22 protein-coding genes and 2 pseudogenes are annotated in these 23,154 nt (G+C 74.1%); 12 read left to right on the forward strand and 12 right to left on the reverse strand.

Going from position 1 to position 23,154, the window contains the following annotated elements; translation table 11 throughout:
* Positions 1–123 precede the first annotated feature (123 nt).
* A complete protein-coding gene (locus tag ACH5AR_RS13960) occupies positions 124–543 on the forward strand; it encodes an ATP-binding protein (protein ID WP_396301606.1) in 420 nt (139 codons plus the stop codon).
* 14 nt (positions 544–557) lie between these two features.
* On the forward strand, positions 558–1,148 hold the full coding sequence (locus ACH5AR_RS13965) for a hypothetical protein (protein ID WP_396301607.1): 591 nt from the start codon (positions 558–560) through the stop codon (positions 1,146–1,148).
* Positions 1,149–2,039: 891 nt separating this feature from the next.
* Here the strand turns inward: ACH5AR_RS13965 and ACH5AR_RS13970 are convergent.
* The 5 genes from ACH5AR_RS13970 to ACH5AR_RS13990 form a co-directional block, all read right to left on the reverse strand.
* A complete protein-coding gene (locus ACH5AR_RS13970; RefSeq protein ID WP_396301676.1) occupies positions 2,040–2,639 on the reverse strand; it encodes a transposase in 600 nt (199 codons plus the stop codon).
* Positions 2,640–2,785: 146 nt separating this feature from the next.
* Positions 2,786–3,034 (reverse strand): hypothetical protein, encoded by a 249-nt coding sequence (locus tag ACH5AR_RS13975; protein ID WP_396301608.1) that lies wholly within the window; start codon positions 3,032–3,034, stop codon positions 2,786–2,788.
* Between the two features lie 145 nt (positions 3,035–3,179).
* Positions 3,180–3,608, reverse strand: coding sequence for a hypothetical protein (locus tag ACH5AR_RS13980; protein WP_396301609.1), 429 nt, complete (start codon positions 3,606–3,608; stop codon positions 3,180–3,182).
* Positions 3,609–3,689: 81 nt separating this feature from the next.
* Entirely contained in the window at positions 3,690–4,703 is a 1,014-nt protein-coding gene (locus ACH5AR_RS13985) for a helix-turn-helix domain-containing protein (protein ID WP_396301610.1), read from the reverse strand.
* 352 nt (positions 4,704–5,055) lie between these two features.
* Entirely contained in the window at positions 5,056–5,820 is a 765-nt protein-coding gene (locus ACH5AR_RS13990; RefSeq protein WP_396301677.1) for a GNAT family N-acetyltransferase, read from the reverse strand.
* A gap of 604 nt (positions 5,821–6,424) precedes the next feature.
* On the opposite strand from ACH5AR_RS13990, the gene ACH5AR_RS13995 reads away from it, so the two are divergent.
* Positions 6,425–7,711, forward strand: coding sequence for an alpha/beta hydrolase family protein (locus ACH5AR_RS13995; RefSeq protein WP_396301611.1), 1,287 nt, complete (start codon positions 6,425–6,427; stop codon positions 7,709–7,711).
* Positions 7,712–7,727: 16 nt separating this feature from the next.
* Here ACH5AR_RS13995 and ACH5AR_RS14000 read toward each other — a convergent pair whose 3' ends face one another.
* Complete coding sequence (locus tag ACH5AR_RS14000; RefSeq protein ID WP_396301612.1) at positions 7,728–8,291, reverse strand: GNAT family N-acetyltransferase; 564 nt, start codon at positions 8,289–8,291, stop codon at positions 7,728–7,730.
* Between the two features lie 475 nt (positions 8,292–8,766).
* Here ACH5AR_RS14000 and ACH5AR_RS14005 point away from each other — a divergent pair, with 475 nt between their 5' ends.
* Complete coding sequence (locus tag ACH5AR_RS14005) at positions 8,767–9,972, forward strand: pentapeptide repeat-containing protein (RefSeq protein WP_396301613.1); 1,206 nt, start codon at positions 8,767–8,769, stop codon at positions 9,970–9,972.
* Positions 9,973–10,173: 201 nt separating this feature from the next.
* Here ACH5AR_RS14005 and ACH5AR_RS14010 read toward each other — a convergent pair.
* The 3 genes and pseudogenes from ACH5AR_RS14010 to ACH5AR_RS14020 form a co-directional block, all read right to left on the reverse strand.
* Positions 10,174–10,263: pseudogene (locus ACH5AR_RS14010) on the reverse strand (hypothetical protein); the annotation flags it as partial.
* A gap of 52 nt (positions 10,264–10,315) precedes the next feature.
* Positions 10,316–10,549, reverse strand: a pseudogene (locus tag ACH5AR_RS14015) (Imm21 family immunity protein); the annotation flags it as partial.
* A gap of 92 nt (positions 10,550–10,641) precedes the next feature.
* On the reverse strand, positions 10,642–11,421 hold the full coding sequence (locus tag ACH5AR_RS14020) for an alpha/beta fold hydrolase (RefSeq protein WP_396301614.1): 780 nt from the start codon (positions 11,419–11,421) through the stop codon (positions 10,642–10,644).
* Between the two features lie 146 nt (positions 11,422–11,567).
* Here ACH5AR_RS14020 and ACH5AR_RS14025 point away from each other — a divergent pair, with 146 nt between their 5' ends.
* From ACH5AR_RS14025 to ACH5AR_RS14045, 5 genes are all read left to right on the forward strand, one after another.
* The gene (locus tag ACH5AR_RS14025) at positions 11,568–12,140 is read left to right on the forward strand and encodes a hypothetical protein (protein ID WP_396301615.1); all 573 of its coding nucleotides are present in this window, start codon (positions 11,568–11,570) and stop codon (positions 12,138–12,140) included.
* A gap of 125 nt (positions 12,141–12,265) precedes the next feature.
* The gene (locus tag ACH5AR_RS14030) at positions 12,266–13,813 is read left to right on the forward strand and encodes an AMP-binding protein (protein ID WP_396301616.1); all 1,548 of its coding nucleotides are present in this window, start codon (positions 12,266–12,268) and stop codon (positions 13,811–13,813) included.
* Between the two features lie 290 nt (positions 13,814–14,103).
* Positions 14,104–14,436 (forward strand): hypothetical protein, encoded by a 333-nt coding sequence (locus tag ACH5AR_RS14035; RefSeq protein WP_396301617.1) that lies wholly within the window; start codon positions 14,104–14,106, stop codon positions 14,434–14,436.
* Positions 14,433–16,094: an alpha/beta hydrolase gene (locus ACH5AR_RS14040; RefSeq protein ID WP_396301618.1), complete on the forward strand. Its 1,662-nt coding sequence runs from the start codon at positions 14,433–14,435 to the stop codon at positions 16,092–16,094. Before ACH5AR_RS14035 ends, ACH5AR_RS14040 begins: the two co-directional genes overlap by 4 nt.
* A gap of 113 nt (positions 16,095–16,207) precedes the next feature.
* Positions 16,208–16,714, forward strand: coding sequence for a hypothetical protein (locus tag ACH5AR_RS14045; RefSeq protein ID WP_396301619.1), 507 nt, complete (start codon positions 16,208–16,210; stop codon positions 16,712–16,714).
* A gap of 136 nt (positions 16,715–16,850) precedes the next feature.
* On the opposite strand, the gene ACH5AR_RS14050 is transcribed toward ACH5AR_RS14045, so the two are convergent.
* Complete coding sequence (locus ACH5AR_RS14050) at positions 16,851–17,813, reverse strand: GlxA family transcriptional regulator (protein ID WP_396301620.1); 963 nt, start codon at positions 17,811–17,813, stop codon at positions 16,851–16,853.
* 72 nt (positions 17,814–17,885) lie between these two features.
* On the opposite strand from ACH5AR_RS14050, the gene ACH5AR_RS14055 reads away from it, so the two are divergent.
* Complete coding sequence (locus ACH5AR_RS14055) at positions 17,886–18,479, forward strand: cysteine hydrolase family protein (RefSeq protein WP_396301621.1); 594 nt, start codon at positions 17,886–17,888, stop codon at positions 18,477–18,479.
* A 379-nt stretch (positions 18,480–18,858) separates the two neighbouring features.
* Here the strand turns inward: ACH5AR_RS14055 and ACH5AR_RS14060 are convergent, their stop codons facing one another.
* Together ACH5AR_RS14060 and ACH5AR_RS14065 are read right to left on the reverse strand one after the other, a co-directional pair.
* Positions 18,859–19,380: a DinB family protein gene (locus ACH5AR_RS14060; RefSeq protein WP_396301622.1), complete on the reverse strand. Its 522-nt coding sequence runs from the start codon at positions 19,378–19,380 to the stop codon at positions 18,859–18,861.
* Between the two features lie 31 nt (positions 19,381–19,411).
* Positions 19,412–19,987 (reverse strand): nucleosidase, encoded by a 576-nt coding sequence (locus ACH5AR_RS14065; protein ID WP_396301623.1) that lies wholly within the window; start codon positions 19,985–19,987, stop codon positions 19,412–19,414.
* Positions 19,988–20,604: 617 nt separating this feature from the next.
* Between ACH5AR_RS14065 and ACH5AR_RS14070 the strand changes: the two genes are divergently transcribed.
* Positions 20,605–21,912: a hypothetical protein gene (locus ACH5AR_RS14070; protein ID WP_396301624.1), complete on the forward strand. Its 1,308-nt coding sequence runs from the start codon at positions 20,605–20,607 to the stop codon at positions 21,910–21,912.
* A 22-nt stretch (positions 21,913–21,934) separates the two neighbouring features.
* A complete protein-coding gene (locus tag ACH5AR_RS14075; RefSeq protein WP_396301625.1) occupies positions 21,935–22,903 on the forward strand; it encodes a glutamate ABC transporter substrate-binding protein in 969 nt (322 codons plus the stop codon).
* The last annotated feature ends 251 nt before the right edge of the window (positions 22,904–23,154 follow it).

Genomic DNA, 23,154 nt, shown 5'->3' on the forward strand with positions numbered 1-23,154 from the left:
TGGATCTGGGCGCAACCGTACCCCCGCAGGCCGATCATTGATACCGGAACGCAGTCATCTACCTGCACAGCGTGATTACGCGCTCCCCTCGTACGCCCCCTCCGCCCCATGAGGTGCTCCCCCATGCTCACGTCCCAGCGGCCCCGCACGTTCGTCGCCCGTCTCGACTCCCGCGCCGAATCCACCCCCCTCGCCCGCTACCTGCTCCGCGCCTACCTCTCCGGCCTCCCCTCCGGCGACCGCTACCGCGACACCGCCGAACTCCTCCTCGGCGAACTCTTCGCCAACGCCGTCCAGCACTCCCACGCCCCCGCCGACCGCCACATCGAGATCCGCTTCGCCCTCACCGGCTCCCGCCTGCGCCTCGAAGTCCACGACGCCGGCACCACCCACCCCGCCCTCAACTCCCCCACCCCCGACGACGAACACGGACGCGGACTCCTCCTCGTCAACGAACTCGCCGAACGCTGGGGCCACGCCAACCGCCCCTGCGGCATCGGCAAGTACGTCTGGGCCCACATCACCCCCGCCACCACCGCCTGAAAGCCCGAACCCCCGTGCACCTCGCCACCCTCGCCCGCCACGCCCTCACCCGCGGCCACACCCCCGCCGCCACCTACGCCCTCCTCACCCGCCGCACCCACCAACCCCTCCCCGCCGCCCGCGCCGTCTGCCTCGCCCTCGACATCCCCCACACCGAAACCACCCGCCGCTTGGCCGACTGCTACGACGCCCTCCTCGCCGACCACCACCCCGGCGACGAGACCGACACCGGCGAACTCCTCGAAGCCCTCGGCGTCTTCGACATCCCGAAGTCGCTCACCGACACCGAACTCGCCGTCGTCGACCACTTCCTCACCGCCATCGACGCCCACGGCGGCATCCGCCCCGGCCACCACCACGGCCTCCAGCGCTGGTTCACCACCGGCAACCTCACCACCGCCTACCTCTCCCTCACCACCACCCACCCCCTCCCCCGCACCGGCAACCCCACCACCTACTGGACCACCCTCCTCCAAGCCGGCGAACTCCTCCTCACCACCCCCCACCCCGACACCCGCATCAAGTACGCCCTCACCCACTGCCGCACCCAGGTCGCCAAACAACGGAAGCCGCCCCCGTCCCGCGCCGCCGGGCAACCGACCTGACTTCTCGTCGGGGCCGGGCTCGTCCGGTCGCCCCCGGGGGACCTCGACGGCCGCCCTTCCGCATCGTGAGGCGCGCGACGAGCCCGGGGGCGCGCAGGAAGCAGGCCAGCTCCGCGGCAGCGAGGAAGGGGAAGCCGCCCACACCCTCCTCCTCATCGGCCTGCCCCACCGCACCACCCGGTAGCACCCCACCGCGCACCAGAAGTCGGCCCAGCCGACTTCTGGTGCACCAACCGCCAGCCCTGGAGCTGTCCGGCCGATGACCGTTCGGCCACCTGCGCGCCCGGACCCGTCCGCTCACCCCTCTGGCCAGCCCAGATATGGGTAACGCATGACGCAGCAGTTCACCGACCGCCAGGGCCGCGTGGGCCACGTGGGCCACGTGGGCCACGTCATGTGGGCGTACGACAAGGACGGCACCCACTGGATCGGCGGCATAGTGGTGAGCGCGGCCGAACAGGGCAACGGTGTGGGCCGCGCCACCCTGGGTGCCGTGATCGAGCGCCTGTCGAGGACGAGCAGATCGTGGTGGCGCTTCCAGCCGACTGGGACTTGTCCGGTCGGTCACGCCCGAGCGGTCGCCACCAGGTACGACAAACACGGCTACGTCGACCTCGCCACCGTCACCGCAGCCGCCCTCGTCATCTGGCTCCGCACGCTCCGGGATCGCGTGCGGGATGCCGCGCCCGCGCAGGTAGGCGCGGCACGGGCCGTTGCTGGAGGCCTTGTCGGCGGCCACGCTGTCGGGCGTCTTGCGTGGCCTGCCCCGGCCGGTCCGCGGGACGCGGATCTTCTCCGGCACGGGCTCGAACTGCGCGCAGTCCGCCCGCCGGTCCGCCCGCTGCCCCGGCGTGACGAGCAGGGACAGCGGGCGGCAGCGGCCGTCCGCGCTCAGGTGGCCCTTGGTGGTGAACCCGCCGCGCGAGCGGCCCAGGCCCTCGCCTCCAGCACCACCTCCACCAGGCGGGCGACGAGGCTCTGCCACGGCGTCTCGCCCTGGTGTTCCCCTGGCCCAGCCCCCTTTGCGGCCAGAGCCGGCGGCGGACCGGTGCGGGCATCCCGATCGATGTCATCGGCCGCGTCCGCTTCGCGCCACTGCACCCCGGTCCGCATCCGGTGCAGAATCCCGTCGATCACCTGCCGGTGATCACGCCACCGGCCACAACCCCTGTTGCTGTCCGACAGGAACGGCCTCAACCGCTCCCACCCCGCCCCATGCCCAGACCAATGAGCAAAGCAGGCGATAGTCACATGATCGGGCGGACAAGTCCGCGGCGGCCAGAGCCCGATGCACCAGAAGTCGACCCAGCCGACTTCCCACCCGGCGGGCCGCCCCCACAACCACCCCGACCACCCACCACGCACCAGAAGTCGACCCCGCCGACTTCCCACGCGCCCGCACCACGAAGGCAACCGCGCCACGCAGAAAGTCGGCCCAGCCGACTTCCCACCTGGCGGGCCGCCCCCACAACCACCCCAACCACCCACCACCCACCAGAAGTCGACCCCGCCGACTTCCCACGCACCAACGGCCAGCCCTCACCAACCAGCGACCGATGCACCAGAAGTCGACCCCACCGACTTCTCACGCGCCCGCACCGCGCACCGCGCCGCTGGGCGGGTAGTTCCGAAGTCGGTCAGTGGCCGTAGGCGATGAGCGAGCGGGTGACGGGTCTGCCGGTGGCCCGGTTGTGCCGGATCGCGCAAGTCATCGCCAGCAGCCGCCGGCCGAGCCGGGCACCAGCACCCTCGATGGCGAAGCGGATCCAGCACGCTTCGGAGTGGTAGCCGAGCAGCGCCTGGGCCACGGCCAGGCAGACCGGTTCGGAGTCCGTCAGCCGCGGCGGACGACCCGTGAGGAGGGTGTCCAGCTCTTCGGTCGGCACAACCCGATGCTGGACACCCTGTGCAGTACCACTGACGTGGCGGCCTTCCACGGCCCTCCCGTCGAAGCATCGACGCAGGCCGGCGACTCGCGGTCGCTGGTGAGTCCGGGGCGTTGCGTCTGGGTGACCACCGCCCCCTCGGGGGCTACCAGTAGCCCTCGCAGGAGTAGGAGTTCGAGTAGAGCAGGTCACCGACGCACACTCGGGCCTGGTAGGTGCCGCCGTCGTAGTACCAGTACGTGGTGTCGCTGGCGGTGTGGATGTCGGAGATCCGCTGCCAGGGTGCGCTGGAGTCGGTCCGCCGCTCCAGCCAGCCCTTGCAGACGGTGCCCCTGGTACTGGTACCGAGCTTGAACGCGCCGCGCACATGGGGTTCGTCGGTGCCGACCTCGTACCCGGAGTCGAGCCAGCCCTCGCAGCCGACGAAGCTCTGGTAGGTCCGCCACCGGTCGAAGACGATGACGCCCTGGGCGGAGGCGGGGGTCGTTCCGGCGGCGACGGCGCCGGCCATCACCGCTGTTGCCGCGAGCAGCTTGAGACTGGTGCGCTTCTTCATCCCTGTCCTCTTGTCCACGAGACGGTCCTGGTGCCGGTGCGTTGGCGCCACCGGTTCCTCCGGGTGCACAGCCATTCTTTCCGCAGGCCGCCGCGGCCGTCATTGCCGTCCGGCGCACGAAGTGTTGTCGCTCGGCGCAGCGGAGGCGGATCGCCGGTACTCCCCCGGGGTCGTGCCGTAGGCGGCACGGAAGGCCCGGTTGAAGCCGGCGGGGTTGCCCATCCCCCACCGCATCGCGATCTCGCGGACGGTGACGTGCCACAGGGACGGGTCGGCCAGGTCCGCGCGGCAGCGTTCGAGCCGGCCGCGGCGGATCGAGGCGGACACCGTCTCACCCCGCTCGCGGAAGAGCTGGTGCAACAGCCTGACCGAGATGTGGTGGTGTGCGGCGACGGCTGCCGGGCCCAGGCCGGGACAGGCCAGGTTGTCCCGGAGGAAGACGTCGATCCGGGAGAGCAGCAGTTGATGGCGCGTCTCGGCAGGCAACCGGGCCGCCGCATCGGCCCGTTCGGCGAGGAAGCCGGCCGCGAGGTCCAGGCTGACCACGCCGAGCCGGGCACAGTCCTGTTCGGTCAGGAGGTGCGCCTCACCGGCCACCGAGGCCAGGTGCTGCGCCAATATCCGGCCCATGCCGGCCGCCGCGGGCAGCGTACGGGCGAGGAGGGCGCCGACCTTCGCCTCGGGCACCGGGACCAGTGCCCGAGGCAGGTGCAGCACGATCGCACGTGAGGGGCCCTCGTCCGGGCCGCCCACGCTTCCTGCCGCATCACCGCGGTATGGGTGCGAAGAGGACCAGAGCGCGAAGTCGCCGGCGACCAGACGGGCCTCGCTGCGCCCCTGCGACACCGTCATGGACCCACCGAGTACCAGGGCCAGTTCGTACGTCTCCGGGTCCCCTTGCCGCACCAGCGCCGCCGTCCGGTCGGACCGCAACTGCGAGAAGCGCATCGTCGTCAGATGTGCCCGCCCCAGCGGCAGTGACCCGACGCTCCCCTCGAATCCGACCGCCTCGGTGGTGATCTCCACGGGCGCCACTCCGTGGCCGACTGCCTCGCGCCACCACTCGAACCGCTGACAGGACGGCAATCCCGCCGTATCGAACTGCGTGTACACCTGGCCTTCCCCTCCCCGGTGGGAACTTTCGTGTACGCCCAGTGTGTTGGCGGACGTCGGTACCAGGCACCGCGCGCCCGGGAACTTGGCCGGGACACCGCCCGAAGTGGCCGTGGGCCGCTCGGAGGACGGCCGGCCCAGGGCCGGACCACTCCGCTCGGCTGGTCGAGGGGCTGCCCGAAGTCCGTCCGGCAGCTGATCGAGTCGGTCAACGGCACCCTCAAGGGTCAGCTCGCCTCGAACAGCACGGAGGCCGCACCGTCGTGCCGCTTGCCACCTTCTCCGGCTCGCCGACGGCCTCGCCACCCGGTCCCCGGCCCCTGGCCGGCCCGCCTCCGCCACCGCGGCGGTCTCAGGGCGCCACCGCGTACTCGGTGAACCGGCCGCAGGGCCGGAAGCCCAGGCGCCGGTAGACGGGCTCCCCGTCCGCCGACGCCTGGAGCACCGCGGTGCGGTAGCCCGCCTCGCGGGCCACCCGCAGGGCGGCCAGGGTGATCGCCCCGCCGTAACCCCGGCGGCGGTCGGCGGCGAGGGTCGCGATGTTGTAGAGCCCGGCGACGCCCCCGAAGAGGAAGACCTCCGCCGAGCAGACCGGCCGCCCGTCCACGTACCCGACCAGGTAGCGCGCGGGGCAGTCCGGCGCCAGCGCCCCCCGCGCCGCGTCGGCGAAGAAGCGCCGCACCGTGGCGGCCGGCGGGTCCCAGTTCGCGGCCAGGACCGTCGCGTAGTCGGCGAGCTGGTCGGGGGACGTCACGGGACGGATCTCCAGGCCCTCGATGGACGGCTCCGCCGGCGCGGTGCCCAGCTCCGCCCACATGCCGGTCTCGCTCTCCGACGCCTCCAGGCCGGCGGCGGCCAGGTGCCCGGCGAGGTCCGGGGGCGTGTCGGCGGGACCGACCCACCACGAGAACGGCCGGCCCGTCGCCACCAGCGCCCGCACCGTCTCCGCCACCCGCCCGGGAGCCGTGTCCCCGGTGAACCGCGCCGCCGCCACCAGGTTGAAGGTGTCGTCGTCGAGCCCGCTGTCGGCGATCACCAGGTCGGCCGTCTCGGTGACGGTCGCGTACGCCAGGTGCCGGTGCAGGTGGCAGGCGCGCTCGGCCAGGTTCCGCTCCATCCTGTCCAGCAGTTCGGCCGCGTCCGGCACGGTCCGTCGCATCTCGTCCATGCCCGCCACGATCTCATCGGACGGCCTTCGGCCGGGCGCCCCGGGCCGCCGGCTCGTCCGGGCGTCGGCGCTCGGGCCCCCGCCGGGCGCCGGGCCGGACCTCCCGGCGAGGGCCGGGCGCAGCGCGGTCCCGTCCGGCAGGCCCGGGCACCGCGCCGGGCGGCGTGAACGGGCCGGCGCCACCGGCTCCAGCGCGGGCCGCGCGTGCGGACAGCCCGCCACCGTCAGCACGGTGATCCGCAGGCGCCCGGCTCTCCCGTCCGTCGTCCGACTCCGCCGCTCCCCCGACGCGAGCCTCCCGACGCCGGTCCTTCCCGGGCGCAGGACGTCGGATCCGCCGACTTCCTGCGCACAGCGGCCGGGCACGGCCGGCGGGGGCGGAGGCCTCACCTGCCCGGTGGTGCGCGACCCTGCCGGCGAAGGAAGCCCCCGCGCCGCACGACGTACTCCCGGGGGATGACGCCGGTACCTCGTGGAGGCTACGAACCGCACCGCGACCTTTACATCCGCGAGCCGATTCGGCACGGAGCCGCGGGAACCTAGCGTCGACCCCATGAAACGCAATCGCCGTACCAGCGCTGTCGCTGCGCTGACGCTCGCCGCCCTCCTCGCCGGAACCGGCGTCGGGTTCGCCGCCACGGGCACGCCGCCGGCCGCACCGGGGGCCGCGCCGTCGGCCACCCGCGCCTTCGGCACCGCACCGGCCACAGCCACGGCCACGGCGCCCACGCGGACCTTCCAGGGCGAGCTCCCCGCGCCGACCGGCCCCTACGCCGCCGGCGAGGAGGTCGTCCACCTCACCGACACGAGCCGTCCCGACCCGTGGGTGCCGTCATCCGGCCCCCGCCAGCTGGCCGTCACGATGGTCTACCCGGCCGTCCCCGGGACCGGGACCCCGGCCCCGTACATGACCCTCGCGGAGGCAGCCGGAATCACCCAGCGCCGGCACCTTCCGCCGAGCTCCGGCGTCACCCCGCAGACGCTTTCCGGCGTCACCACCCACGCCTTCGACGGCGCGCGGCCGCGGAACGGCAAGTACCCGCTGGTGGTCCTCTCCCCCGGGTACGAGGACCCGCGCATGGTGCTCACCGCGCTCGCGACCGAGCTGGCCAGTCACGGCTACGTCGTCGCGCTCCTCGGCCACACCTACGAGGACAGCGGCGAGACGCTGGCGGACGGCCAGACGCCGCCGTGCGCGATCTGCGACGCCCCGCCGTGGCTCGACTTCCGCGCCGTCGCCACCAGCCGCGCGCAGGACGCGTCCTTCGTGATCGACCAGTTGACGCACGGCAACAGCGCGTGGCGCCTGGCACACCTCGTCGACAAGCACCAGATCGGCATGGCCGGGCACTCCCTCGGCGGAGCGGCGGCCGCCGCCACGATGGTCGCCGACCCGCGCGTACGGGCCGGGGTGAACATGGACGGCAGCTTCCAGGTGGTCCCGCTGCCCGGCCAGATCAACCGGCCGTTCCTCATGCTGGGTACGGCCGACAACCACCCGGGCGGTGGCCACGACACCTCGTGGGACCAGGCATGGGCCGCCCTCGGCGGCTACCGGAAGTGGCTGACCGTCGCCCGCGCCGACCACACCAGCTTCACCGACCTGGACCTGCTCCAGGAGGAGGCCGGGTTCCCGACCTCGTCCCTCTCCCCGGAACGCGGGGTAGTGATCACCCGCGAGTACGTGACGGGGTTCTTCGACCAGGCGCTGAAGGGGGTCCACCGTCCGCTGCTGGACGGCCCCTCGCCGGACGATCCGGAAGTGCTCTTCCAGCACCAGGACGGCGCCGCGTCGACTCCGCCGGAGGGCCACGCGGCTTCGAGCGGCCTGCCGTCGTAGGTCCGCAGGCCGCGCGTCAGCCCCGGGCCGCCGCCCACTCCCGGGCGAGCACGGCGTAGACGTACTCGCTCCCCCAGCGCTCCTCGTCGAGGTCGTTCTCGACGAGGTGCGCCTCCCGGCGCATGCCGAGGCGCTCGCAGACCCGTATCGACCCGGTGTTGAGCACGTCGAGGCGGGCGAAGATCCGGTGGGCACCCAGGTCGGCGAAGGCCAGCTCGGCGACGGCCCGCGCCGCCTCGGTCGCGTAACCCCGGCCCTGGTACGCCGGGTTGAGGGACCAGCCGATCTCGGCCTGCCTCGACCGCGCGCTCGCGAGCTTCAGGACGACCTCGCCCGCCACCCGCTCCTCCCCGACCGGGCAGACGGCGAGCGCCAGGACGTCGCCGTCCTCGGCCCACGCGGTGCCGGCCGCGCGCCGCGCCAGGCTCTGCACGCACTGCTCGCGGGTGAGCGGCGGCCGGTAGAGGTAGCGGGCGACTTCGGGGAGGCCCTGGTACGCGGCCAGGTCGTCGAGGTCGTCGGGCGTGAACAGGCGCAGCCGCAGGCGATCGGTGCTGACGGGCAGTGAGAACGCGGTCATCGGTGTGGGCTTCCCTCCCCTGGATCGCCCGTCACCCTAACCGAGGGGCCCGGGCGGCTCCTCACAATTACGGCCCGCCCCCGCGCGGGCCCTACCCGCGCCCGGAGAGCAGCCACGCGAGCAGGCCGGTCACGGTGGCACCGCCCGCCGCCGTCGCCATGCCGCGCACGAAGTGCAGGGCCACCGTCCGCCGGACGACCCGCCACCGCCGCCGCCGTGCCGCCCCGCCGCCCCGACCCCGCCCACTGCGCCGGACCACCATCACGCCTCTCCTCTCCCCGGGGAACCGGCCGCACCTCACGGCCCGGACTCCACCGTGGCGGCGCCGGCGGCTGCGACGCGCCCGGCCGATGGGACCGTACGGAACCGGAGGCCCGACACCGGTATCCGGCGTTCGACTGACAGGACCGCCGGGCTGCTCCATCATGAACGGACAGCAGCGGATGAAATCTGACAGTCCATCGAGGGGCAGCCCGTGGCGGGGATCGTCATGCCGACCGGCGAGAAGCTACCGCCCGGCCCCCGGAGGGACCTGGTCGAAGCCCTGCACGGGCTGTACCGGGGCGCGGGCAAGCCCAGCCTCCGAGAGATGTCCCTCGGCATCAGGCAGCGCGACGACCTGCGGACCACGATGAGCCACGACACCGCGAGCCAGCTGCTCCACGGCCAGACCGTCCCCTCCTGGGCGAAGGTCGAGTCCCTGGTGCGGTACCTGGCCCACACCGCCGTCGGGCGGCAGAAACCCGACCCGGAGGAGGAGGTCGAGCGCTTCCACCGCCTCTGGCTGGCCGCCGAGGACGCCGCCACCGGCAACGCCGCCGACGCCGGGGCGGAGCAGGACACCCCGGCGCCGCCGTCCCTGCGGGAGCGCCTGCGCTCCCCCGACCCGGAACGCCGCATCGCCGCCCTCCACCGCCTGGAACGCCTCGCCTGGCGCACCCCTCCAGCGGGCCAGGAGGCCTCCGACCTGCTGTGGCCGTCGATGCTGTGCGAGTACCTCCGGGCAGCCCGCCCACTCGCGGTGCCCGCCGGCCCGGAGCCCGCCCGGCACGAAGACCTCCAGCTGGCGGTCCTGGTCCTGAGTCGGCTCCCCGAACGCTGCTTCCTCGACGGGATCGACCTCTCGGCGCTGGATCTCCGGAGCCTGGTCTGGGACGGCGCGCGGCTCTGGCGCGCCGACCTGAGGGGGAGCCTGCTGTCGCGCACGTCCCTGTACGGCGCGCAGCTGGCGAGCGCCCGCCTCGCGCAGGCGACCCTCACCAACGCCGACCTGGACTCCGCGGATCTCCTCGAAGCCGACCTCACCGAGTGCGAGCTCTCCGGTGCGAGCATGATCGACACCCGCTTCCCGTCCGCGAACCTGTACGGGGCCGTCCTCTCGGGAGCGAACCTGGAGGGCGCCTCGGCCCCCCGTTCCGTGCTGGTCGACTGCACGGCCGAGCACGCGGACTTCCGCGAGGCCGACCTGCGCGAGGCCCTCTTCGAGCGGGCCGTCCTGACGGGCTGCCGGTTCGACCGCGCCAATCTCGCCGGGGCGGTCTTCACGGGTGCGGAGCTGGCGGGCAGCTCCTTCGCCCACGCCGACCTCGCCGGGGCGCGGTTCACCAGGAGCGGCCTGGCGCAGGCGCACCTGTCGCCCGGGCAGCTGGCCTCCGTCGAGGTCGTCCCCGACCCCGGGTGAGCGACGCCGGCAGCAGCCGTACCACGCCCACCCGGACGGACCCCTCGCTCCGGTACGCGGCCCGCACCCTCCACCGCCCCGCCGGCACGGGGACCGGCGCCTGCTCCGGCTGCCCTTCTCCGTCCGGGGACGGCACCCCCAGCGCGGCCCGGCCTCGGCCGCCGCCAGGAGCACCGCCGCGCCGTCGGTCTCCCACACGCCGCGGTCCTCCCAGGGCGTGGCGGGGTCGGCCAAGGCCTCCTCGGCGGCTTCGACCAGCTGCGCCGCGGAGTCCGCGGCGTGCCAGCGCACGAACGCCCTGTGCTCCGGCAGGTAGCAGCTGCCGGCGGGCTCGTCGGCCCAGCACCAGTGCGGACACGGCGCCGGCGGCCCCCAGCGGGACAGCCCCGGCGTAGCCCTCGACCGCGCACGCGCGGTCGCAGTCGTCCGGCTCGCCGACGCCCCCGAGGGCGGCCGCCTCCCCGGTGCAGCCGCCCCACCGGTCCAGCGCGGACACCGGGACCACCACGAGCGGGCCCCCGGAGGACTCCACCCACGCGTGGTCGGGCCCGCGCACGGGCTCCCCGGCATCGCTCATGCGCGAAGTGTGGCACCCGGCCCGGACACCGCCGCGCGCAGGAAGTCGGCCCCGCCGACTTCCTGCGCAGCGAGGCCCCGCGACGCCCGCCGCTACAGCGCCGTCCGGTACGCCTCCAGCCGCTCGGCCAGCTCCGCCGGGTGCCCGAGCATCGGGAGGTGGTCGCCCGGCATCTCGTCCGGCCGGAAGCCGAGCCGCTCCTCGACGTGCCGCCGCAGGAACGCGGGCGGCAGGAACCGGTCGCCGGTGGCCAGCAGGTACCTGGTCGGCACCTGCGGCCAGGCCGCCAGCGGCCAGGGCGCCCCGAAGGGGGCCGCCGACTGCCGCCGCTGGTGCTCCGCGAGGAGTTCCTCGGCCAGCTCGGCCGGGGTGTCGTGGAGGAACACGGCGCGCTCGTCCTCCTCCGCGCCCTCCGCCACGCCCCTGCTGCGGTCGGATTCGCGGCGGGCCTGCGCGTAGCCGGTGTTCTCCCACCACGCGGCCGGCGTCTCCCCGGGCACCGGCACCTGGGCCTGGAGCATCACCAGCAGGTCCACCGGCACCCGGGCGCACACCAGCGGGCCGGTGAAGCCGCCGAAGGAGTGCGCGACGACCACCAGCCCTCCCGCCCGGCCGCCGCCCGTTGCCTCCGTCCGCGCCCCCGCCCCCGCCTCCGTCCGCGCATCCGCACCCGCATCCGTCTCCACCTGCGCGTCCGCCCCCGCCAGCGCCGCCACCACCGCGTCCGCGTACTCGGCGAGCCCGGCCCCGTCGTCCTCGCACGGCAGGTCCGGCGCGACCACCCGGTGGCCCCGCCCCCGCAGCTCGGCCGCCAGCGGCCCCCAGTACCACGCGTCGGCAGCCGCGCCGTGGATCAGTGCGTACGTCGCCACCAGAACCGTCCCTCCGCCGGACCGGCACACCCGGGTGCACTCCCCGTACCGCCCCGACCCTACCGACCGTTCCGCCCCGAACCGCCCACCGGCACCCGCATACTCATCCCAACGACCGGCCGCCGAGCACCCGTTGGAGGACGTCCTTGTTCCGCGACACCCACCCCCGCGGCATCCGCATACCCACCCACCGCGAGACCGCCGAGGAGTGGGGCGAGCAGATCGCCGTACTCCGCGACGCCCCGCCCGGGTGGCGCTTCCTGCTGGGGCGGTTGGCCTCCGACGGCTACCTCTGCCACCTCGACCTCAACTACCACCTGAACGGCGAGCTCGTCGCCGTCGTCCAGACCTCGCGCCCCGTGCCCGCCGGCCACCGGGTGGGCTCCCTCACCACCCCGCGGTCCCAACTCTCCACCTTCCTGGCCAACTCGGACCGCCTCGACCTGCGCACCGCCCTCGCCCCGCTGGACGGGCCGCCCACGCCCGGCGAGGTGCTGCTCCACGGCGTGCCGGTGCCCGTCGAGGTCCACCGCAGCCACGGCTGCCGCAGCGCCCTGATCCCCCGGCTCCCCTCCCAGCCGGGCTACGCCATCGTCACCGCCACCGCCACCCACTGGGCCGCCGCCACCGACCTCGCCCTGCGCCCCCCCGGCGGCGTTCTGAGCGCCCCTGCGCCCGGTTCACCCGGACGGGGAGGCGCCCGCGGCATCCGTACCTGATATGCCGTCACGAATGCGCCGGTAGCGGTCCCTTCACGCCATTCACCGGCAGAACCTCCCCCGCACGGCGGCCCGGCTGGGGTTAGCCTGTGCCCATGGTTGCAAACTACAAGGAAGAAGTAGCCATGCCCGACGCGGAGTTCGTCAGCGGCCCCGCGCTGATCCTCCAGTCCCTCGCCGCCGACCCCGGCCGGCGGGCCATCGTCACCGCCGACGGAGCCGAGGTCACCGCCGGCGGCTTCGCCGACGCCACCTACCGCCTCGCCCACGAGCTGATCGCCCGGGGCGCCGCCCGCGGCACCACCGTGACCCTGCTGACCGGCAACACCCCCGAGGCCCTGAGCGCCCGGTACGCGGCGGGCCTCGCGGGGGCCCGGGTGGTGAACCTGTACGACGGCATGAGCGCCCCGGTCCTGGCCGAGATCACGGCGAGCGTCGACACCACGGTGCTGCTCGTGGACGCCGAACGGTACGACGCGGCCGCCGAGTTGCTCCCGCTGATCGACGTCCCCGCCGTCCTCACCCTCGGCCCCGGCCCTGCCCCGGCGGGCGGTGGCAGCGCCGTCGGCGAGGATGTCCTCGCCGCCTCCGCCCACCGCCCCGCCGAGCCGCCCGACGTCCGCATCCGCCCGGAGGACGACCTGTCCATCCGCCACACCGGCGGCACCACCGGCGTCCCCAAGGGCATCCTCAGCCGCCACGGGACGTACCGCCTCGTGTTCGACTCCGCCGTCGGCAGCCGGGAAGCCCCCGTCCTGCTCGCCGCCACCCCGCTCGCCCACCTCGCCGGGATCCTCTCGGACCTGGCCCTCCACCGCGGCGGCACCGTGGTCCTCCAGCGCTCCTTCGAGCCCGGCGCCGTGCTCGCCGCGATCGAGCGCGAGCACGTCACCGACTTCTGGGTGCTGCCGCCGCTGCTCCACCAGCTCCTCGACCACCCGGCGATCAGCCGCACCGACCTGTCCAGCCTGCGCCACATCCTGTACGGCGGCAGCGCCTCCTCGCCGACCCGGATCCGCGAGGCGCTCAAGGTCTTCGGGCCGGTCCTGGTGGGCGTCTACGGGATGTCGGAGGCCCAGCTGATCTCCATGCTCCCGCCGGAGGAGCACGACCGGATCGGCCGCGGCGGCCAGGTCTCGGTCGGCCGCCCCAGCCCGGGCGTCGAGGTCGCGATCCGCTCGGCCGACGGCACCGACCTGCCGGTCGGCGAGCAGGGCGAGGTGCACCTGCGCTCCGCCACCGTGATGGCGGGGTACTGGAAGCGCCCCGACCTCACCGCCGCGGTGCTGCACGACGGTTGGCTGAACACCGGCGACGTCGGCTACTTCGACGAGGACGGCTACCTCTACCTCGCCGACCGGGTCAAGGACCTGATCATCGTGGTCGGCGGCCACGTCTACCCGTCCGAGGTGGAGGACCTCCTCGTCACCCACCCGTCGGTCGCCCGCTGCGCGGTCTTCGGCGTCCGCGACGACCAGGAGGCCGAACACGTCCACGTCGCCGTCGTCCCCACCCCGGGCCACCGCCCCGACCTGGCCACCCTCCGCACGTTCGTCACCGAACGCAAGGGCCGCATCTTCGCCCCCGAGGCGCTGCACCTGGTGGACGAGATCCCGCTGACACCCGTCGGCAAGCCGGACAAGCGCCGCCTGCGCACGATCGCCGAAGCCTGACGACTTCACCCCAAGGTGGGGTTTGACTCAACGGACCCCACCCCCCGTGCCGAGAAGCCAACGGGGGTGGCGGCGCTGAGGGCCGCCACCCCACCTCCACCCCACTGCGGAACAGCCTCCCCACCCCACCGCTTCGCCGCCGCCCCGGCAGTTTCCGATACTCACCGACCCGCCAGCAGGGTCTGTACATATCATCTGAGTATCTGTACGGATGCGGAGTGCCCCGCTCCTGCCCGGCGTTCTGCGTGCGAGCAGCGCCCCCGCGTCCGTCTTCGGGGAGGGGAACCCGCATGGGAGACAAGGACACGCCTGGCAGGATCGTGGTCCAACCGACCGACCTGCGCGCATCCGCAGGTATCGCCAAGGCTCTCAGTGACGAACTGGACAAACCCGTCCAGTCCGCTCTGACCACCAGCACCACGGTCTCGACCCGGCTCACCGGCTGGTCGATATCCGCCGGGCTCGGCCAGTTGGGAACGGGCTGGGCCAAGCCGCTCGGCGACCTGCGGCAGCGCCTCGTGGACACCGCGTCGAACCTCAACGCCAATGCCGCCGCCCACGAACACCGCGAACAGGCCATCGCCGGCAGCTGGGCCGACGCACCGCAGCAGGGGCCCAAGTGACCAACGTCTACGACCTCTTACTGAAGTTCGACCCGAACGGCCTGCGCGATGCCGCCAAGGCCTGGAAGGCCCTCGGCCACGCCATGGACAGCACCGGCCAGCGCCACCGCAACCAGGTCAACGGACCGCTGATGGCCGCCGGCACACAGGGGCCCGGTTGGGAGGGAGCGGACGCCAGGGCCGCGCAGTCGTTCATGGTGCGGACGGAAGTCCAGATGGAGATCATCCGAATGGAGTCGGAGGCTGCGGCGCTGGTGCTGAACACCGTCGCCGAGCGGATGTACCAGGCGCAGACCAACCTCACCAACGCGGTGCACCGAGCCGACGCCGCCGGTCTGACCGTATCCGCCGAAGGCGTCCTCAGCCTGCCGCCGCAGGGCAAGGGGGAGGCCAACGACCCGGACGGCCGGAAGGCCCGCGAGCAGCTCGGCTCGGAGATGAAGGGCTTCCAGGACCGTATCGACGCCGCGCTGAAGGCCGCGCAGGAGGCCAGCGACCAAGGCCACAGCGCCCTCGTCCGGCTCAGTGCCAACACCCTGGACCCGTCCCGCGCGAACGGCTCGCTCCTGACCGCCAAGTACGCGGTCGACGGCATCATGCGGGACCTCCACCTGGTCGACCCGTACATACCGGACGGCAAGGACCCGGTGAAGAACGCCGCCTGGTGGAACGGCCTCACCCCCGACCAGCAGGAGACCTACCTCACCCTGAACGCGGCCCAGGTGGGAGACCTCGACGGCATCCCCGCCGCGGCACGCGACAAGGCCAACCGGCTCGTCCTCGACCAGAAGATCGACGCACTGGAAGCCGGGTCGGCCTCCGTCTTCGGCATGGACCAGAAGGACTACGAGAAGCGCAGGAACGCGCTGGTGGAAATCAGGAAAAAGCTGGAGGAGAGCGCCAACGAGAAGGACGAGGCGAAGCAGATGTTCCTCCTGGCCATCAACCCCGAGGCGTACGGCGGCGACGGACGTGCCGTCGTCGCCACCGGGAACCCCGACAAGGCCGCTCACACCGCCGTGTTCGTCCCGGGGACGGGCACCGAACTCCCCGGTGTCCCGAACCAGATCGACCGCATCCGCCAGTTCCAGCAGGTCGCCACGCGTCAAGCCGGCGTCGGCGAGAACGTCTCGGTGATCTCCTACCTGGGTTACGACACCCCGGAGAGTCTCCCGGCGGTGGCGAACCCCATGCGCGGCATCGACGGAGCCGAGGACATGCGGAGGTTCTCGAACGGACTCCGCGTGGCGCACGGCGAACCGAAGACCCACCTGACATGGATGGCGCACAGCTACGGGACCTTCGCCGTGGGCGAAGCCGCCCAGCAGGCGGGCGGCCTGCACGCCGACGACATCGTCGCCCTCGGCAGCCCGGGCATGGGCGTCGCCAGCGCCTCCCAGCTGAACATCGACCCCGACCATGTGTGGATCGGTGAGGCGACCGACGATCTCACCCGCATCGTCGGCAACACGGCGCTGGGCGCCTCACCGCACGTCGCCGGCTTCGGGGGGAACAACATCAAGGTCGACACCTCGGGCCACGACGGGTACTGGACCGACAGCTCCGAAAGCCTCAAGAACATCGCGAAGATCATCGCCGGTGTTCCGCCCACCACCGGGCCCAAGGAGGACCCGGTCTGGGGCTCGATCCCCCACTGACGAACCCCGGAGTGGAACCGATGACCACGTCTTCCCCACGCAGGCCCGCGGCCGGCACCCCGCTGGTCCGCCTCGCCGCCATCCCCTTGTTGATCGCCACCCTTGGAGCGTGCATGGCCAGTCCTGGCAGCGGAAAGTACGACGGGAAGGACGACCCGCTCCCCGTCAGGTCCAAGCAGGAGTCGCTGGACTGGGCACGCCAGTTCATCGCGCACATGGCCCAGTCGACCGGCGCCGGCGTCAACGACGAACCCGAGAACTTCCTGTTCACCCCGTGTATCGGCAGGAACGGCGAGAAGGCGCCCGACGATCGCTACACACTCGACTACGGGGTGCACGCCGACGTCCCCGACGACCGGCAGAACGACGTCCTCCGGAAGACGCGGGAGCTGCTCACCGCCCAAGGCCTCACGGTCACCGAGTACCGGGAGAACCCCTCCGGGAGGCCGCTTCCCGAGCCCGTGGTCGCCTTCTCCGCCCGGCACCCGGAGAGCCGGTACGTCGTCGACGTCGACAGCACGGCCGGCCACGACCGCATGTCCCTCGCCGTCCGGACGCCCTGCCTGGTTCCGCCGGCCGACCCGCAGGCGCCGTCACCCGCCCCGACCGCCACCGGCTGACCCGGGTACCGAACCCCGGCCCGGGTGCCGACCACCGGGAGACCTGCCTGTCGCATCGCCCGGACGCCCGCCCGAGGGCGTGTCTGACAATTCGCGTCGGACCAGGGCGCACCCGGCGGGAATTGTCAGACGCGCCCTAGCCCTCCTCCCGGCCGCGGAAGGCCCGGCGGTACTCGCGCGGGGCGACGCCGACGCGGTCGACGAAGACCGGCCGCAGGGAGACGGCGGAGGCGAAGCCGCAGCGGGTGGCGACGGTGTCGACGGGCAGGTCGGTCTCCTCCAGGAGGCGCTGGGCGGCCAGGACGCGCTGGTCGAGGAGCCAGCGCATCGGGGTGGTGCCGGTGGTGGCCGTGAAGCGGCGGGCGAAGGTCCGTTCGGACAGCAGGGCCGCCGCGGCCATCCGGCGCACCGTCCACGGGCTGTCCAGCGAGGCCAGCACCTCGGCGCGCAGCCGTCCCAGCGGGTCGTCGTCGGCGGCGGCGTCGGGCACCGGGGACGGGATGAACTGGTTCTGGCCGCCCGCCCGGAACGGGGCGGTGACCATGGCGCGGGCGATGGCGGCGGCGGCCTGCTGGCCGTGGGCGGTGCGGACGAGGTGGAGGCAGAGGTCGATGCCCGCCGCGACGCCGGCCGAGGTCCACAGGCCGTCGCCGCCGGTGAAGAGCACCTCCGGCCGGACCGTCACCGCCGGGTAGCGGCGGGCGAGTTCGGGGGCGAGCGCCCAATGGGTGGTGGCCTCGCGGCCGTCCAGCAGGCCGGCCTCGGCGAGCACGAAGGCGCCCGCGCAGAGCGAGGCGATCGGCACCCCGGCCGCGGCGGCGGCCCGCAGCGCGGCCAGCACCTCGGGGGCGTGCCCGGCCTCCGGGTCCTCCACGCCCGGCACCACCACCAGGTCGCACTCGGCCAGCGCCGCCGTCCCGGCGTCGGGGACCCGCTCCAGCCCGCCGCCCAGCCTCACCCGGGTGCCCTGCGGCCCGCAGACCCGCAGGTCGAAGGCGGGCAGGCCGAACCGGGCGGACCGGTCCGTCCACACCTCGCCGATCACCGCGTAGTCGAAGGCCCGGACACCGTCGAAGATCAGGCAACCCACCGTGCGCATGGCAGGAATCTATCGATCGTCGGCATCGCCGCCCATCACGCCGCTCCGGCGCCGCCCACCACGATGGACGGCATGACGAACCTCGACGCCTTCGACGCCCCCCTCGCCCTCGACGCCGACGCCGTCCTGCTGCTCATCGACGTCCAGAAGGGCTTCGAGGCCCCCGCCTTCGGCCCCCGCGACAACCCGCAGGCCGAGCAGCGGATCGCCGAGCTGATCGCCGCCTGGCAGGAGACCGGCCGCCCGATCGTCACCGTCCAGCACGACGGCCCCGGCACCCCGCTCGAAAAGGGCACCCCGGGGCACGAGTTGAAGGACTTCGTGGCCGGGCTCACCCCCGCGCTGCACGTCACCAAGTCCGTCAACAGCGCGTTCTATGGCACCCCCGACCTGCACGCCTGGCTGCAGGAGCGCGGCTCCCGGCAGGTGGTGGTCACCGGGATCATCACCAACGTGTGCTGCGAGACCACCGCCCGGATGGCCGGCAACCTCGGCTACGACGCGGTCTTCCCGACCGACGCCATGCACGCCTTCGACCTGGCCGGCCCGGACGGCACCACCGTCCCCGCCGCCGACCTCGCCCGCGCCACCGCCGCCACCCTGCACGCGATGCGCTTCGCCAAGGTGGTGACCACCAAGGACGTCACCGCGGCCGCCCGGGCGTGAGCAGCGGCCCGTACGCGGCGCCCTCCTCCGCGTCGAGCAGCACGTACGAGGTGCCGGGCCCAGCACGGGCTGCCGCGGCCGGACCAGCTCCGGCAGCCCGACGGCCGACAGGGCCGCGCCGCCCTCGGAGTCGGCGTACGGCACGGGCCGCTCCTCGCCGCCCTCGCCGCACAGGAAGAAGGTGCCGCCCGCGCCGCCCGCGGCGACCGGCTTCAGGGCCGCGCCCGGGGCGAGCACGGCCTCCTCGCCGTGCTCGTGGGCGTCGGGCGAGAAGTCGGCCGGCCAGGCCGGGAAGTCGGCGGCGGCGGGTTCGGCGCGGACGGCGGCGAGGAGGAAGACGGCGGTCACCCTACGGGCCGCCGGGGACGACCGCCCGCCCTCAGCGGCCGGTCGCGCCGTCCAGCTGCTCCCGGATGATGTCCGCGTGCCCGGCGTGCCGCCCGGTCTCCTCGATCATGTGGACCAGCACCCAGCGCAGCGACGGCCCCTCGGCGGCGTCCGGCCGCAGCGAGCGCACGCCCGGCCGGTCCAGGTCCGGGGCGGCCGCGGCCACCGCGTTGGACCGCTCCACCGCCGCCCGGTAGGCGGCCAGCTCCTCGGCCACCGTCGCGCCGTCCAGCGGCTCCTCGTCCGAGTCCCGCGGCTGCTCGCCCACGCCCTGGTAGGCCCAGGTGAACCAGTTGTCCTCGACCACGGCGAGGTGCCGGACCAGCCACAGCAGGCTCGTCCCGGAGGCCACGCCGGGGCGCCGGGCGTCCTCGTCGCTGACCCCGTCGAGCTTGGCGGCCACCGCCGCGCGCAGGTAGTCGAGGAAGGCCAGCAGGGTGGTCGGCTCGTCCGCGTTCAGGCTCGGCGGACGCATGTCGGTGAGCACGGTCGGCTCGGTGTTCTTCTCGGTCACCGCGCCACCCTAACCACGCCGTGACCGGGCGTCACCACCCCTGGGCGGCCACCCAGTCGGCGAGCTTGCGGGCGCAGCCGTCCACCGACTCCTTCCAGGTGTGCCCGGCGCCGTCCCCGGCCTCGTCGCTGACGTGCTTGACGAGCCGCACCGGCAGCCCGGCCCGGTGCGCGACGGTGGCGACGGCGTAGCCCTCCATGTCCACCAGGTCGGCGTGCTCGGCGAGCCGGTCGCGCGCGGCGGCGTCGGAGACGAAGAGGTCGCCGGTGGCCAGCACCGGCCCGTCGCCCTTGCCGATCACCAGCGGGGCGCCGTACTCGCGCCCGGTGAGCGCGTGCAGGGTGGCGGTGTCGAGGTCGTGCTGGATCACCTGGACGACGTGGTGGGTGCCCTCCCAGCCGGGGCGCAGCGCGCCGGCCGTGCCGAGGTTGATCACCTCGGAGGGCTTCTCGCCCTGCGCGAGGACGGTGGCCAGCGCGACGGCGGCGTTGACCTTCCCGATCCCGGTGAGCAGCACGGGCAGGCGGTCGTCCAGGTGGGCCGCCTCCTCCCGCACGGCGACGACGAGCAGCGGGCGGTCGGGCGAGATCGTTCCAAGCAGGCGCATGCCTCCATCGTACGGAGCGAGCGGGTGCCGCACCCGGGATTGCCCGCCCGCGGACGGTGCCCCGCGCCCCGCCCGGTTCGGGGGCCGGCCGGGGGAACCGGCGGCCGGGCGGACGGGGCATCGACGGCGGCCGGACGGGAGCCACACGGAACCAGCCGCAAGCCGCGCGGAACCGCACGGGGCCCGGTCCGCGTCGGACGGTTCACCGGCCCTCACGGCACGGCGGAGGAGCGGCCCGGACCGCCCCGAAGGACGTGCACGACATGCTCAGGATCAGCGCAACTCAGGTGTGGTCGGGGGGAGTCACGGCCATACTGCTGCCATCGGTCGGGCCCCGGGGGCGGGCCGGGCCCCAGGGGAGGATGAGGCGGGTGGCAACACCAGCAGGCAGTGGCGCGTCCGGCGCCGCGTTCCCGGCACCGCCGGGCCGGCCGCCGGGCAGTGCGGTGGCGACGGCGGCACCGGCCGTCCCCAGAGCAGCGCTGCCCTCGCCCGGAGCCAACAGGGCGCCCGGAGCCAACGGAGCACCCGGCCCCAACGGAGCGCCCGGCCCCGGCGGCGCACCCGCCCCCGGCGGCACACCCGCGAAGCGCCCCCCGGCAGCCCTCGCCACCGGCGTGCGCGCCCGGCTCGCCCAGGCCACTCGCACGCCCCCCGGCCGGCTGCGGCTGGCCGGCGTGGTGCTCGCGGTGCTCACCGCGGCCTTCGGCGGGCTCACCGCCTGGCAGCTGGAGAACCGGGCGCAGGCCGCCGACCGGGTGGTCTCCTACAGCCAGCCGCTCAGCCGCGACGCCGCCGAGATCCACCGGAGCCTGGCCGACGCCGCCACCACCGCGGCCAGCGGCTTCCTGCTGGCCGGTGCCGAGCCCGAGGAGGTCCGCGGCCGCTACGAGCAGGACCTCGCCACCGCCGCCAGGCTGGTCGCCGAGGCCGCCGCCCGGACCACCGCGACCTCCCCCGCCCAGGGCTCGCTCGCCCGGCTGAACCAGCAACTCCCGGCGTTCTCCGGCCTGGTGGAGACGGCGCGGGCCGACAACCGGCAGGGCATCCCGCTCGGCGGCGCCTACCTGCGGTACGCCTCGGAGCAGATGCAGACCGTCCTGCTGCCGGCCGCCGCCGAGCTGGCCGCCGCCGAGAACCAGGAGCTGGCCCGCGACTACGCCGCGGCCAAGGCGGTGCCGTGGGGGGCGTACGGCCTGGCGCTGGTCACCCTGGCCGCGCTGGCCTGGGTGCAGCTCACGCTGTTCCGCCGCACCAACCGGGTGTTCAACGTCGGGCTGCTGGGCGCCACCGCCGCCGTCCTGGCCGGCGCCCTGTGGCTGACCGTCACCGGGCTGGCCACCAGCGCCGCGCTCCAGCGGAGCGACCGCGAGGGCGCCACCCCGCTGCGGGCGCTCAACTCCGCCCGGGTGGACGTGCTGACCGCCCGGCTCGCCGAGAACCTGCACTTCGTCGCCCGCGGCTCGACCACCAGGTACGCCGACCAGTGGGCGAAGGCCACCGAGCACCTGGCCGGGGCCCCGGGCCTCCCGCCGGAGCGGTCCGGCGGCTCGCTGCCGCAGGCCGTCCGGCTGGCGCCGCAGGCCGCGCAGGACGCCGTCCGGGAGGCCGCGGCCGGCTTCGAGGAGTGGAGCCGGCGGCACGACGAGGCCCGGAAGCTGGAGGTCGACGGCGCCGACTACCAGGGCGCGCTGGAGAAGACCGTGACGGCCAAGGCCGACGCGGCCACCGCCGACGCCGCCTTCGACAGCACCGACCGGGCGCTCGCCCGGGCCGCCGGCATCGAGCAGGACCGCTTCGGCCGGGCCGCCGAGGGCACCGGCGGGGACCTGCGCACCGCCGCCGTGGCCGCCGCGCTGCTCGGCCTGGTGGCCGCGGCCGCGGCGCTGCGGGGCCTGGGCCGACGACTGGCCGAGTACCGGTAACGGGCGAGGGGGAGACCGACCGATGCGCACCAGGGGAACCAGGAGAACGACCAGGCCCGCCGCCGTGCTGGCCCTGCTGGCGGCCGGCGCCGCCGTGCTCGCCGGGGGCGGCCCGGTCGGCGCCGCCCCGACGGCCGCCGAACGAGCCGGCCAGGCCGGGCAGGTCCGGCAGGCCGGGCAGGAGCGGCAGGAACAGGCCGACGGCTGCGACGTCTACCGGAGCGTGCCGCCCAGCGGCGACGACGGCCAGGCCGTGAAGGCCATCAAGGCCAGGCGCAGCCTGGTGATCGGCGTGGACCAGAACAGCTACCGCTGGGGCGCCCGGAACCCGAACACCGGCCGGATCGAGGGCTTCGACATCGACCTCGCCCGGGCGATCGGCGCGGCCGTCATGGGGGACCCGGACAAGGTGGTGCTCAAGCCGGTGGCCACGGCCGACCGGATCGACGCCATCAGGAAGGGCCGGGTCGACCTGATCGTCCGCACCATGACGATCAACTGCCAGCGGATGGAGGAGGTCGCCTTCTCCAAGCCGTACTTCAACATCAGCCAGCGCGTCCTGGTGCCCAAGGCCTCACCGGCGAAGGACATCGACGACGCGATCAGGGACAGGGCGGTCTGCGCCGCCGACGGCTCCACGGCGCTGAACATCGTCAAGGAGAAGAAGACCGCCCGGCAGGTCGTCACGGTGGAGAACCAGCTGGACTGCCTGGTCCTGATGCAGCTCGGCAAGGTCGACGCCACCATGACCGACAACGGCCTGGCGGCCGGTCAGGCCGCCCAGGACCAGACCGTGCGGATCGTGGACGGCGAGGCCCAGCCGGAGGTGATCGGCGTCGCCATGCTGAAGGACAGCACCGACCTGACCGCCCGCGTCAACCAGGTCCTGGCCGACTACTACGCGCGCGGCGACTGGGCCCGTTCGTACGAGCGCTGGCTCAAGCCGTACATGGTCAACGAGGCCGAGCACTACTGGCCGGGCACGCACTGAGACGGCCCGGGCCGGCCCGGCGGCGCCGGCGGCAGGGGTGCCGCGCACGACGCGGAGGACGGCGCGGGGGAGGTAGCGCGCGGCCCGTCAGCGGGGCGTTGACGGTGCTCGGACGCCCCGCGCCCGCTCCGCCGCAACGGCCACCGGTTAGGGTTCGGGACGATCACCACGGGGAGACCGGTGGTGGACACGGGGATTGTCGTGGGACCGCACGTCCGGCACGTCCGGCACGTCGGGATCGCACGCGAGGA

The sequence above is a fragment of the Kitasatospora sp. NPDC018619 genome (genome assembly GCF_044391605.1).
Taxonomy (GTDB): domain Bacteria; phylum Actinomycetota; class Actinomycetes; order Streptomycetales; family Streptomycetaceae; genus Kitasatospora.

Excerpts from the sequence above, each read along its gene's own strand:
- ACH5AR_RS14045 (WP_396301619.1), top strand. The coding sequence starts at position 16,208 with ATGGCCAGTCCTGGCAGCGGAAAGTACGACGGGAAGGACGACCCGCTC.
- ACH5AR_RS14065 (WP_396301623.1), bottom strand. The coding sequence starts at position 19,987 with ATGCGCCTGCTTGGAACGATCTCGCCCGACCGCCCGCTGCTCGTCGTC.
- ACH5AR_RS13995 (WP_396301611.1), top strand. The coding sequence starts at position 6,425 with ATGAAACGCAATCGCCGTACCAGCGCTGTCGCTGCGCTGACGCTCGCC.
- ACH5AR_RS14050 (WP_396301620.1), bottom strand. The coding sequence starts at position 17,813 with ATGCGCACGGTGGGTTGCCTGATCTTCGACGGTGTCCGGGCCTTCGAC.
- ACH5AR_RS14000 (WP_396301612.1), bottom strand. The coding sequence starts at position 8,291 with ATGACCGCGTTCTCACTGCCCGTCAGCACCGATCGCCTGCGGCTGCGC.
- ACH5AR_RS13990 (WP_396301677.1), bottom strand. The coding sequence starts at position 5,820 with ATGGAGCGGAACCTGGCCGAGCGCGCCTGCCACCTGCACCGGCACCTG.
- ACH5AR_RS14075 (WP_396301625.1), top strand. The coding sequence starts at position 21,935 with ATGCGCACCAGGGGAACCAGGAGAACGACCAGGCCCGCCGCCGTGCTG.
- ACH5AR_RS14035 (WP_396301617.1), top strand. The coding sequence starts at position 14,104 with ATGGGAGACAAGGACACGCCTGGCAGGATCGTGGTCCAACCGACCGAC.
- ACH5AR_RS14030 (WP_396301616.1), top strand. The coding sequence starts at position 12,266 with ATGCCCGACGCGGAGTTCGTCAGCGGCCCCGCGCTGATCCTCCAGTCC.
- ACH5AR_RS13960 (WP_396301606.1), top strand. The coding sequence starts at position 124 with ATGCTCACGTCCCAGCGGCCCCGCACGTTCGTCGCCCGTCTCGACTCC.
- ACH5AR_RS14055 (WP_396301621.1), top strand. The coding sequence starts at position 17,886 with ATGACGAACCTCGACGCCTTCGACGCCCCCCTCGCCCTCGACGCCGAC.